Genomic DNA, 11,109 nt, shown 5'->3' with positions numbered 1-11,109 from the left:
TATAATAGTAGCAACATTGTAGGTTGGGCCGGGAGATAACCCAACAAACATGAGTTTTGAAGTAACGAGTAACGAGTAATGAGTAAGAAGGTAGCCTGTACGTAGCCTGTAGGTTAGGCCCTTGTCACGAAACCCAACATTAATTTTATCCTCAAAGAAACAAAAGCGATCGCCCAGACAATGTAAGATGATGTAGGGGCGCAAGGCTTGCGCCCTATATATAATAGTAGCAACATTGTAGGTTAAGCCGGGAGATAACCCAACATGATGAGTTTTGAAGTAACGAGTAACGAGTAATGAGTAAGAAGGTAGCCTGTACGTAGCCTGTAGGTGGGGCCCTTGTAACGAAACGCAACATTAAAAAAACAAAAGCGATCGCCTACTTCCAATGCTATAATTGTGACAAAATATCGGTTTTATAGACAAGTATATATATAAATCTCAACAAGGCGATCGCACCCAAAAAATTAAATAGAGAAAATCAATTGAAATGCTCAGAAAAAAACTCATAGAAGTTGCCCTCCCCCTAGAAGCTATTAACGTGGAATCAGCCAAAGAAAAGTCCATTCGCCATGGACATCCCTCAACTCTACATCTTTGGTGGTCAAGAAAACCTCTAGCTACAACCCGAGCAGTATTATGGGCATCACTAGTAGATGACCCCTCAGCCTGGCCCGATAAATTCCCCACAGAAGAAGACCAAAAACAAGAACGTCTGCGCCTCTTTGATATTCTGGGTAAAATTATTACCGAAACCGATAAAAAGGGTAAGGAAACACAAACAGTTACAGGACTAGTCTCTTGGAAAGATATCAACGACCCCACAGCCAAAGTTTTAGCAATAGCACAACAAGAAATAGCTCGTTCTCTAGCCTGGGGAAGGGGAGAAGATGCACCAACTCAAGCAGACTTAGTCAGAGACTATATAGCTAAATATGCACCTCCAGTATACGACCCTTTTTGCGGTGGTGGTTCAATACCCCTAGAAGGACAAAGATTAGGCTTAAAAGCACAAGGAAGCGACCTAAATCCCGTAGCCGTATTAATTACCAAAGCCTTAATCGAAATCCCGCCAAAATTCCCAGATTTACCCCCAGTTAACCCAGAATCTCAACAACAACTAGAAATCAAACAAAAGTGGCTAGGTGCAAAAGGATTAGCAGAAGATGTGCGCTACTACGGAAATTGGATGCGAGATGAAGCCTTCAAAGAGATTGGACATCTATATCCCCAAGTAAAACTTCCCTCGGAGTATGGAGGTGGAGAAGCTACAGTTATTGCCTGGTTGTGGGCAAGAACTGTAAAATGTCCTAATCCTGCCTGTGGTTGTCAGATGCCCTTAGTAAATAGTTTTCAGTTATCAACCAAGAAGGGTAAAGAGGCTTGGGTTGAGCCAATGATTCAGCGTGGAGAGGGTAAACCAGTTATTGATTTTGCAGTGAAAACAGGTAAAGGAAAAGCCCGAGAAGGCACGGTAAATAGAAGAGGGGCTGTCTGTGTAGCCTGTGAAAACCCTGTAGCTTTTGACCATATTCGCAAGGAAGGGAAAGCCGGGAGAATGAAATCAGAGTTGATGGCGATTGTAGCGGAGGGAAAAGCAGGAAGAATTTATTTATCGGCGAGGGAAGAACATCAACAAATAGTAAGCAAAGCAGAACCTACATGGAAACCTGAAGGAGAAATACCCAAAAAACATCGTAATTTTCAAACTCCCAATTATGGTATGCCTAGTTTAGGTGACCTCTTCACATCGCGCCAACTGGTAGCCTTAACCACATTGAGTGATTTAGTCAAAAAAGCCAGAGAAAAGGTAAGAGAAGATGCCATTCAAGCAGGAAGAGAAGATGATGGTATCGGCATTAGCGAAGGAGGAACAGGTGCTACTGCCTATGCTGATGCCGTGGCCACTTATTTAGGGTTTGCGGTGGACAAAGCTGCTGACCTAAATAATAGCCTCGTAACATGGGAGCCAATTGCCCAATGTCCTCGACACCTTTTTAATCGTCAAGCTATTCCGATGGTTTGGGACTTTGCTGAACCTAATTTATTCTCATCTAGTTCAGGTAGTTATGTGGTTTTAATTGATGGAATTGCCAAATCTTTTGCCAAAACCTTCAGCAATTTTAAATCCAGTATTGAAGGAACTACATATCAAATTGATGCAGGTTCTGGTAATCAAGAATTTGAATCAGTGCTATTGTCTACAGACCCTCCTTACTATGATAATATTGGCTATGCAGACTTATCTGACTTCTTTTATGTCTGGTTACGCAGGTCTCTAGCATCAGTTTATCCCTCTCTTTTTACCACCTTGTTAGTTCCAAAAACAGCAGAACTAGTCGCCACTCCTCATAGATTTGAAGGCAGTAAGCAAAAAGCCCAAGAATTCTTTGAATCAGGATTAAACCAAGTATTCACTCAAATTAATCATATCGCCCATACAGAATACCCCTTAACTGTATATTACGCCTTCAAACAATCAGAGAAAAACGAAGATGTTATCAAAGGGGAAGCTTCCACCGCCTCCACAGGTTGGGAAACTATGTTAGAAGGACTAATAAAGTCGGGCTTTACCGTCAATGGCACTTGGCCAATGCGTACTGAAAATAGTAGTCGAATGCTGGCACAAGGTACCAACGCTCTAGCCTCCTCCATCGTCTTAGTCTGCCGACCACGCCCCAAAAATGCCCCAGATGCCACCCGGCGCCAATTCCTCAAGGAACTAAGACGGGACCTTCCCCAAGCCGTGAAAAAGCTACAACAGGGTAATATAGCCCCCGTTGACTTAGCCCAAGCCAGTATCGGTCCGGGTATGGCCATATTCTCCCAGTATCGGGGAGTACTAGAAGGCGATGGCTCCCCTATAGGAGTGCGCTTTGCCCTGCAAGTAATTAATGAAATCCTAGATGAATACTTCAGCGAACAGGATGGGGATTTTGATGCAGATACCCGGTGGGCATTAATTTGGTTTCAGCAATACCAGTTTGAAGAGGGACCTTATGGAGAGGCAGAAACCCTGTCTAAGGCCAAAAATACCAGTGTCAAGGGATTAGTAGACTCAGGAATTCTAGAGGCCAAATCCGGTAAGGTGCGCCTTATCAAAAGGGAAGAACTTAAAAAAGAATGGGAAGTAGAAAAGGATAATCGCATACCCCTATGGAAGGCTACTCAATACCTGATTCATACCCTAGATAAAAAGGGAGAAATGGGTGCAGCTGCATTACTAGCAAGATTAGCAGAAAAGGGATACTTCGCCAGAGAATTGGCCTATCGTCTCTACAGTTTGTGTGATAGTCTCGGCTGGTCACAAGAAGGGATTGGTTACAACTGTTTAGTTATCTCCTGGCCACAAATTACTCGTTTAACAAGCGAATATGAGAAAACCCAAAGCACAAGTCAACTTAATTTAGGAATCTAGAAACTATGGCTATCAGTAATCGAGAAAGAGTTGGGCGCGGACTAGAAACCCTCAGACAAGGTCTCTACCCCTTTGTAGAGAGAGAAATGAAGGCCGCCTACGGAGAAGAATGGCTCACCCAAGCCATTAACTCCCTACCAAATAACTATGTAGAGGGAAAAGATAGAAAAGATGGTGAAGATGCCATCAAAAATGATATCTCCTCTTTACTAATCCTGATGTGGCAGGAGTGGAACGAAGTTTTCCGAAATACCCTAGGTCGTAGTGAGAGAACTTTAGTCAGCGAACTAAGGGATACTCGTAATCAATGGGCTCATACTAATACCTTCTCCACAGACGATGCCTACCGCGCCCTTGATAGTATCACACGTCTACTCACCTCAATATCTGCCCCCCAAGCAGATATAGTAGAAAAAGAAAAACAAGCAGTACTACGAGTTCGCTATGAAGACCAAGCCCGACGAGAAACCCATCGGGCCGCCATAGCGCCTACAGAAGGCAAACCCACCGAAGGACTAAAACCCTGGCGCCAAATTGTCACCCCCCACCAGGATGTAGCATCAGGTAATTATCAACAGGCTGAGTTTGCCGCGGATTTGTGGCAAGTATACTTAAACGAAGGCTCCGATGAATATCGAGACCCTGTAGAATTCTTTCAACGTACCTATATCACCGAAGGACTTAGACAACTCCTCACCTCAGGAATACGCCGATTAACCAACAATACCGGAGACCCGGTGATTGAACTACAAACTAACTTCGGTGGAGGTAAAACCCATGCCATGTTGGCCCTCTACCATCTCTTTTCTGGAGTTTCTCCCACCAGTCTTACAGGTATAGAACCCCTTCTGCAAGAATTAAAAATAGATAATCTACCAACAAATATCAATAAAGCAGTTATCGTAGGCAACAAAATTACCCCAGGTCAAAGCCACCTTAAACCAGACGGCACAGAAGTACACACCCTTTGGGGTGAAATAGCCTGGCAGTTAGGAGGTCAAGAAGGGTACAAGATTTTAGACGCAGTAGATAAAACAGCGACTAACCCAGGAGACCTACTCAAAGAACTCTTTAACCGCTACTCCCCCTGCCTGATTCTGATTGACGAATGGGTAGCCTACGCCCGTCAACTTCATGAAAAGAGTGATTTACCCGCAGGAAGTTTTGACACCCACTTCACCTTCGCTCAAACCCTCAGTGAATCAGCAAAAAACGCCAATTGCACCTTTTTAGTTGTAAGTATCCCATCCTCTGATATTGAAATTGGTGGCGAGAGAGGGAAAGAAGCTTTAGACCGCCTCAAAAATGCCATTGGTAGAGTTGAATCCCCCTGGCGCCCAGCAAGTGCTGAAGAAAGCTTTGAAATTGTGCGACGGCGATTATTTCAATCAATAGATACTAATCTTCTGACAGCCCGGGATGCGGTTTTAAAAGCCTTTGCCCAAATGTACCACAATCAGAGTCAAGAATTCCCCTCCGAATGCAGTGAAGGCAACTATAGTCAACGTTTACGCAACGCCTACCCCATTCACCCAGAACTTTTTGACCGCCTTTATAGCGATTGGTCAAGTTTAGATAAATTCCAGCGCACTCGGGGAGTTTTGAGATTAATGGCCAAAGTTATTCACTGTTTGTGGGAGCGAGGAGACAACAGCTTACTAATAATGCCAGCTCATGTAGTTATGGATGACTCCCAAGTTCAATCAGAATTAACTCGTTACCTAGACGATAACTGGTTACCTGTCATCGATAAAGATGTAGACGGCTCTAACTCCCTCCCCCTAAGCATAGATAGAGCAAATCCTAACTTAGGTCGCTACTCCGCCTGTCGTCGTGTTGCCCGCACCATATATATTGGTTCTGCACCCACCATCAAAGCAGCTAACCGAGGTTTAGAAGACCGTCGCGTCAAGCTAGGATGTGTGCAGCCTGGAGAGAATACCACCACCTTTGGTGATGCCTTGCGCCGTCTCACAGACCAAGCCACCTATCTCTATCTCGACGGCAATCGCTATTGGATATCTACTCAACCTAATGTTACCCGCACCGCCAGCGATAGGTCAAATCAATACCTAGATGAAATGTACAAAGTCTGGGAAGAGATTATTAGGCGCCTCAAACAAGATAAAGAAAGAGGCGAGTTGAGCGCCGTTCATGTAGCCCCCAACTCCACAGCCGACATTCCTGATGGTTTAAATCAAGGTATACACCTGGTGATACTAGACCCGGAACATTCCCACAGTAGGAGCAATTTTACTAGTTCAGCCTGTGAACTTGCCACAGAAATACTCAATCACAAAGGTAATAGCCCCCGTTATTATAAAAATACTCTCGTCTTTCTCGCCCCAGACAAGCTAAAACTAGAAAACTTAGAAAAGGTTGTGGCTAAATATCTGGCCTGGAATTCAATCGTCGAAGACAAAGAAATTCTCAATCTTGACCACTTCCAAACCAGTCAAGCCAAGACCAAAAGACATGAATTCAACGAAGCGGTGATAACTGTCCTCAATGAGACCTATAATTGGCTACTAGTACCCGGTCAAGACGACCCCCAGGGAACACCTGATTGGAGAGAACTTCGTCTCTCTGGCAAAGAATCTCCTCTCATACAAACCAGCAAAAATTTAATCTACGAAGAGCATATATTACTTACTTACTCGGCACGTCGCCTGTGTTTAGAAATTCTTGATAATTATCTCTGGAAAGAGACCAACCATATAGACCTTGAACAACTTTGGGAATATATCACCAGATATATCTATCTCCCTCGTCTGAAAAACCCTCAAGTCCTCCTTAATGCCGTAATTGAAGGTGTATCTTCTACCATATTAGAGCAAAACTTCGCCTATGCCGAAGGCTTTGATGAGAATAGTGGTGAATACCAAGGATTAAAAGCAGGTATGCTTATTTCTCCTACCCTAAGTAGTTCCAGCCTGATTGTCAAACCTATAGTTGCACAACAGCAACTTGACGCAGAAAAACAACGTAAATTAGCGCAAAATCCATCTACTACTCAAAAAACTTCTGTAAATCATCAATTATCTTCAGGTACAACTCAACAGACCAACCAAGAGAAACCTTTACCCCCTAAACCCCCTGTATATAAACGTTTTTATGGCTCTATTGACCTAGATTCCCTGCGTATAAACCGCGATAGTAGTAAAATTGTTCAAGAAGTCATCCAACACCTTACTAGCCTTACCAGCGCTAATCTGCGTATTACTCTAGAAATTGAGGCGGATATACCCGATGGTGTTCCAGATAGTGTAGTACGAACTGTAAGAGAAAACTGTCAAACCCTCAAGTTTCGTAATCATGGATTTGAAACAGACTAATAAGTTTGTAGTTGGGCTTTAGCCCAATAAACCCGAGGGGGTACCTCAGATCTTGCATCTTTACCCAAAGTTATAGCAGTAGTTCGTGTTAACAACATTTATTACTAACTTTTCCCCCCAACCTCACAAGGGTAGGTTTTTTACCAAGAGCTTGTAGTGAGGTTGAGATAAAGAAGACAAGGAAGGAAAGTAGACAAGGAAGCATAAGTATTTGTATGCTACACAAAGCCAAAAACATACTTTTTTACTTGTATAGCAATGACCAAATAGATGTTTACAGTTATCATGAAAAGCCCCCCTTGTTAAGCTATGCTTTATAAGGAACTCTGAAATATTTTCAGGTTCGTTTTTTAGCGATCGCTGCCACTAGGAGATCGGAAATTCTTAGCGTATTTTAATATAACTTTTTGTACTAGATTAAACTAAAAAATGGTAGATAAACTTATTCAAATTGTAACTAATATTATCTTACTCGAATTCCCCTAGGATTTTCTCGTTTCACTAGTCGTAATGCTGAATTAGCTGCTATTACCGAATATATTCAAACCCATCAAGATGATAATTTATTATTAGTGGGAGATTTTAATATAACTCCTTGGTCACCCTACTATAGAAGACTAGTAAACAAGACCAATTTACACAATACAAGACAAGGATTTGGCATTGAACCATCATGGATTCAGGAAGCAACTCACGTTAAATATCCCCAATTAATTACCAGGAGTTTAAAATTACCTATTGATCATATTTTTGTGAATAGAAACTTTAAAGTAATCAATTGTAGAACTTATGAAGGTGGTAACTCAGATCACCGAATTTTAGTTAGTGATTTAAGTTTGAAGAAGTAGATTATAGGGTTTTTCAATCTACTTTAACTTAGAAAAGCTCGCACTCCTAAAAGAGTACTAAATAGGCCGACAAGGGAGAATCAATTTTTAAGCGCGATCGCATTAATTCTTTAACTCATTACTTAAAGACGTAAAGACTTCAAAACTTCAAAACTCAACCCCAACCAGAGTTTGATGTTAGATTGTTGGGTTTCGTTACCTTGGGCCCAACCTACAAAATCTCTTGTCTATTTCCTATGGTTTCTTCTACCGGAGAAGGTCCCCTCATATCTTGCACCAAAACAAAAGTACAGAAATTGGCCGACAAGGGAGAATCAATTTTTAAGCGCGATCGCATTAATTCTCTTACTTCAAAACTCATTGAAACAGAAAGTTATCGGTTAAGTTTGTAGGTTGTAGTAATTTGTAGGTTGGGCCCTTGTCAACGAAACCCAACAGCATCCCTGTAATATCTTAATATGGGTTAAATATTCTTTGGAGAAGTTACCGAATTTGAACCACTGCGTCTTAAAATAATCATAACTTGTTATTACACAATTCCATGCCCAGATCCCTAAAAGTTCAACGTAAGTATATTGATAAGGTTAAACTATGCCTAAGAAACAAGGGCTATCCCAGTCAAAGAGCATTAGCCGAGGATGTGGGATATGCTCTTGCTACTGTGAATAATTTTTTAACAGGAAAACCCGTAGATTTCACAACCTTTGAAGAACTTTGTCGGCATTTAGCTCTAGATTGGAAAGAAATCGCCGCACCCGATGTTAAAGCCTTATCTAAAACCAGTCAAAAGAATATAAATACTGCCGATATTAGAAAGAGTCAATTAGAAAAACCTCCCTATCCCAATGGTGCTTTACCTCTTGGTTCTCCTTTTTACCTAGAACGCCATCCCATAGAAGCTCAAATTAAAGAAGAAATTCAACAACCAGGCGCTTTAGTGATTATAAAAGCGCCTAGAGAAACAGGCAAAACTTCATTATTATTGCGAATTCTGGAAACAGCTAAAAGTTTAGGTTATCGTACGGTTAACTTAAATTTAGAACAGGTTGATCAATTGATCTTGAGAAATATTGATCTATTTTTGCGCTTACTATCTGCTTACACTACTCGACAACTTCAGCTTAAGCCAAGATTAGATGAGTATTGGGACCATGATTTAGGGAATAAAATTAGTTGCACCTCTTATTTTGAAGATTATCTTCTGGAGTCTATTGACGGTCCCCTGGTCTTAGCTTTAGATGAGGTAAATCAAATTTTTCAAGATCCTGAAGTGGCAAAGGATTTTTTAGCACTATTACGTTCATGGCATGAACAGGCAAAAACCTTTGAGATTTGGCAAAAACTCCGTTTGATTGTGGTTCACTCTACAGAAATTTATGTTCCCCTTCAATTTAATCAATCTCTTCTGAATGTAGGATTACCTGTTCAATTAAACTCTTTTAGTTTAGAAGAGGTGTGTCAGTTAGCTCAACGTTATCAACTCAATTGGCAAGACGAGGTAAATGCTAGACGATTGATGGATATGGTGGGAGGACATCCCATTTTAGTCCAAACAGCACTTTATCACCTTAGTTTGGGAGAGATAACACTAGAAAAACTACTGGAAACTGCTACTACCTCCACAGGTATTTATGCTGCTCATTTGCAACGCTATGGGCTTAGCCTACAAGAAGACCCAATTTTAGCAGCAGCATTTAAACAGGTTATAGGCACAACTGAACCTGTGTTATTAGATCCGATTCCCGCTTACAAATTAAGCAATATGGGATTGATTACCTTGTTAGGTAATCAAGCTATACCGGAAAATAAATTATATCAAAGATATTTTTTAGAGTATTGAGTGGCTAAATCAAAACAAAGTCAGAATTAAGTTAGTTATTCTCATGTTTGAACTCAGGTAAAGGCAGAATTTAATAGAGAAGTAGTCGTTATTATTACACGCCATGCCAAATACTGATCAATCAACCTTAGAACTTCTGGAATCTGCTATAACTCTCGAAACAACTACAACCACCATTGAAGGAACACCGGGCAACGATACCCTCATCGGTACTAGTGGTAGTGACCTCATTAGAGGCTTACAAGGAGATGATGCCCTCAGAGGTCAAGCAGGAAACGATACCCTAGATGGTGGTCCAGGAAGCGATCGCTTATTAGGTGGAGAGGGCAATGATACCTTTGTGGTTTTATTCGGCGAAGGTAAAGATACCATCAATGACTTTGTTCGGGGTGAAGACCTCTTTAGCAGTAATCTTGATTTTGCTGAGCTAAATATTGCCGTCAGAAATGGTAATGTTAACATTACAGACCGTACTACGAACAATATTTTAGCGGTACTGAGAGATGTTACTGAGTTTACCCAAGAAGATTATGCTTTTCCCATTATTGAAGGAACACCGGGCGATGATACCCTAAGAGGTACTCGTGATGCTGACATGATTAAAGGCTTAGAAGGAGATGATTTAATAAGAGGTGAACTCGGAAACGATACCCTAGATGGAGGACCAGGAAGCGATCGCTTATTAGGTGGAGATGGGGATGATACCTTTGTGGCTTTATCCGGCGAAGGTAAAGACATCATCTTTGACTTTGTTCGGGGTGAAGACGTGGTGAGCAGTGATCTCGATTTTGCTGATCTAACTATTGACATCAGGAGTGGTAATGTTAATCTTGTAGACACTAATACTAGAGAAATTATCGCCGTGTTAAGAGATACTACTGAGTTTACTCAAGCCGATTATGTTAGGCAAGCAGGCCCACAAGTAAATCCAGGAGTTATTGAATTCAACTTAGATAGTTACAGTGTAAGCGAAGATGGCACGACTGATACTCCTATTACCCTAGTGAGAACAGGTGGGAGTGACGGGACTGTAGATATTACGGTAACACCGACAGATGGCACAGCAACGGCACCAGATGACTATGATAGCACCCCAGTGCTAGTAAGTTTTGCCGATGGTGAAACTAGTCAAACTTTAACTATTCCTATCGTTGATGATAGCGATGTAGAAGCAGATGAAATTATCAATTTAGCTCTTTCTGATCCGACTAATGGTGCTACTGTAGGTACTCAGAATACAGCAACTCTCACCATCATAGACAACGATGAACCTGTATTGCCAATCATTGAAGGAACACCAGGCAACGATACCCTCATAGGTACTAATGATGCTGAAATCATTAAAGGCTTAGAAGGGGATGATGTGATAAGAGGTGAAGCAGGAAACGATATCCTAGATGGAGGACCAGGAAGCGATCGCCTCTCCGGTCAAGCAGGCGCCGATACCTTTGTGGTTTTATCCGGTGAAGGTAAAGATACCATCAATGATTTTGTTCGCGGTGAAGACCTCTTTAGCAGCGATCTCGATTTTGCTGAGTTAAACACTTTTGTAAATAATGGCAACCTGAATATTGTAGACAGTAATACTAATAATATTCTCGCCGTTCTGAGAAATACTACTGAGTTTACTCAAGCCGATTATGTTAGGCAAGCAGGCCCACAAGTAAA

6 protein-coding genes are annotated in these 11,109 nt (G+C 41.6%); 5 read left to right on the top strand and 1 reads right to left on the bottom strand.

All coding sequences use genetic code 11. The annotated features are described in order from the left end of the window. The first annotated feature begins 490 nt into the window (after nucleotides 1–490). The 3 genes from MW688_RS15620 to MW688_RS15610 all read left to right on the top strand — a co-directional run bounded on the left by MW688_RS15620 (nucleotide 491) and on the right by MW688_RS15610 (nucleotide 7,601). Nucleotides 491–3,418 carry a DUF1156 domain-containing protein gene (locus MW688_RS15620; protein WP_486736937.1) on the top strand — a complete coding sequence of 976 codons (2,928 nt, stop codon included), beginning with the start codon at nucleotides 491–493 and terminating at the stop codon, nucleotides 3,416–3,418. Between the two features lie 5 nt (nucleotides 3,419–3,423). Next, nucleotides 3,424–6,753, top strand: a complete 3,330-nt coding sequence (locus MW688_RS15615) for a Swt1 family HEPN domain-containing protein (RefSeq protein WP_486736936.1) — start codon at nucleotides 3,424–3,426, stop codon at nucleotides 6,751–6,753. 476 nt (nucleotides 6,754–7,229) lie between these two features. Next, nucleotides 7,230–7,601, top strand: coding sequence for an endonuclease/exonuclease/phosphatase family protein (locus MW688_RS15610; RefSeq protein ID WP_486736938.1), 372 nt, complete (start codon nucleotides 7,230–7,232; stop codon nucleotides 7,599–7,601). 211 nt (nucleotides 7,602–7,812) lie between these two features. On the opposite strand, the gene MW688_RS15605 is transcribed toward MW688_RS15610, so the two are convergent. After that, nucleotides 7,813–7,962: a hypothetical protein gene (locus MW688_RS15605; protein WP_486736935.1), complete on the bottom strand. Its 150-nt coding sequence runs from the start codon at nucleotides 7,960–7,962 to the stop codon at nucleotides 7,813–7,815. 180 nt (nucleotides 7,963–8,142) lie between these two features. Between MW688_RS15605 and MW688_RS15600 the strand changes: the two genes are divergently transcribed. Both MW688_RS15600 and MW688_RS15595 read left to right on the top strand, forming a co-directional pair. Next, nucleotides 8,143–9,441 (top strand): AAA-like domain-containing protein, encoded by a 1,299-nt coding sequence (locus MW688_RS15600; protein WP_486736934.1) that lies wholly within the window; start codon nucleotides 8,143–8,145, stop codon nucleotides 9,439–9,441. Between the two features lie 103 nt (nucleotides 9,442–9,544). Continuing rightward, nucleotides 9,545–11,109, top strand: a 1,565-nt coding sequence (locus MW688_RS15595) for a Calx-beta domain-containing protein (protein WP_486736933.1), incomplete at its 3' end; no start/stop codon positions are given.

This window comes from Johannesbaptistia floridana, assembly GCF_057440575.1.
Note: the sequence above shows the minus strand (reverse complement) of the source record. Positions and strands in the feature narration are given on the sequence as shown.